Source organism: Rhizobium sp. 25PS6 (assembly GCF_032464655.1).
Taxonomy (GTDB): domain Bacteria; phylum Pseudomonadota; class Alphaproteobacteria; order Rhizobiales; family Rhizobiaceae; genus Rhizobium; species Rhizobium laguerreae.
Genome location: NZ_JAWDIV010000050.1, coordinates 1 through 1,635 on the forward strand (window position 1 = coordinate 1; position 1,635 = coordinate 1,635).

A 1,635-nucleotide genomic window follows, 5' to 3' on the forward strand; every position below is an offset into this window, starting at 1 on the left:
ATGGCGAATGAGAAATGCCGCCTTATTCTCAATTCCATAGCCTGAAGCTATCGTGAAACGCAGGGCGTACGGACGCCCCGCATCACCAGGACACGGAGCACAAATCATTGCATTCGTTATGCTTTCAGTGCGAGCGGCTTGGCAGCGTGGCCCAACCGTAAGATTTGACCGCGCTGACGAAAGTCGAGACGGCGGGGGAGAAGCGGCGGCCAGTTACGGTTACAAGGCAGACTTCGCGGGTCACCTCCGGTTCGGCGACCGGCCGGACTTGCAGGCCAGGCACGACCGCGCTGTATTCCGGAATGAAACAGATACCGAGGCCACCGGCGACAAGATTCTGAATCCAATCCTCCCGTTCGCTCGAATAGGAGACGATCGTGCTCACGCCCTGGGCGTCGCAGAGATCTGTCAGGTAGTCCCAGTACTCGCAATTGACACGGCGAAGATAGATCTCGCCATCAATCGCGGCGATCGGAATGGCATCGTATTGACTGAGCCGGTGCCCCGACGGAAAGGCCAGCATGAACCGTTCCCGAAACAGCGGCGTCACATCGAAGCGTTCGGGAAAATTATCGGCGCTCGACATGATCGCGATATCGAGCTCGCCCTGTTCCAGCAAGCCCGACAACTTGGCCGGAATACCCTCGACGAGTTGGAGCTGGATGCCCTTGTGGCGCATGTTGAAGTCGGTGAGCAGGCCGGTAAAGCGCCGCGGTCCGATCGTGCACATGATGCCGACCTTGAGGTGCGCATCGTTGAGGCAGAGAAATCTTGACGCCTCGGTTTTGACGCCCAGAAGTTCGTCCTGCACTTGCTGGAAACGCGGACGCAATAGGTTGCCGAGATCGGTGATGTGGGTGAGGTTCCGTTCGCGGCGGAAAAGCAGCCCGCCCACCTCGTCCTCGAGCTGCTGAATGGCGCGGCTCAGCGCGGGCTGGGTGACATTGCAGTTCTGCGCCGCGCGCGTGAAGTTGCGCGTTTCGCAAACGGCCAGAAAATACCGGATGTGATGAATATCCATATCCGCTCCCCAATAACCCAAATGTATGCCAGTGCATCTATTCTGGTCCCGCGCGCTATCTTCCGCCAATGCCACTGAATTATCAATTCCATTAGCGAGCGGCATTTCTCTTTTGACTGCAGCCGCGCCATTTTGAACGGGAAGCTACACGTCGTGGCGCCTAAAAATGGAGAATGCGATGCTCAATCTGCTTGCTACAGAAACCGAATCCCTGGCTGGCCGGAAGATGCTCGAAGGTCGTACGGCGATCGTGACGGGCTCGACCAGCGGCATCGGCCTTGGCATTGCCCATGCGCTGGCAAGGGCGGGCGCCTCGATCATGCTCAATGGTTTCGGCGATCCGGCCGAGATTGAAACGTTGCGAGCCGAGATGGCCGAAGGCAACGATGTCGATGTCGCCTATGACAGCGCCGATATGTCGAAGCGCGACGCTATCCTGATGATGGTGGAGCGCGCACAGGCACGGTTCGGCCAGGTCGATATCATCGTCAACAATGCCGGCATCCAGCATGTTTCTCCCATAGGCGAATTTCCGCCCGAGAAGTGGGATGCGATCATGGCGATCAACTTGTCGGCCGCCTTTCATCTTGTCCAGGCCACTTTCGACGGCATGC

The 1,635-nt window shown here is 58.1% G+C and carries 2 protein-coding genes; one reads left to right on the plus strand and one right to left on the minus strand.

Features of this window, described 5'->3' with window-relative positions; translation table 11 throughout:
- Positions 1–124 precede the first annotated feature (124 nt).
- Entirely contained in the window at positions 125–1,021 is an 897-nt protein-coding gene (locus tag RWK44_RS34680; RefSeq protein WP_316030157.1) for a LysR family transcriptional regulator, read from the minus strand.
- A gap of 178 nt (positions 1,022–1,199) precedes the next feature.
- On the opposite strand from RWK44_RS34680, the gene RWK44_RS34685 reads away from it, so the two are divergent.
- On the plus strand, positions 1,200–1,635 hold a 436-nt coding region (locus tag RWK44_RS34685; RefSeq protein WP_316030156.1), incomplete at its 3' end, for an SDR family NAD(P)-dependent oxidoreductase.

Excerpts from the sequence above, each read along its gene's own strand:
- RWK44_RS34680 (WP_316030157.1), bottom strand. The coding sequence starts at position 1,021 with ATGGATATTCATCACATCCGGTATTTTCTGGCCGTTTGCGAAACGCGC.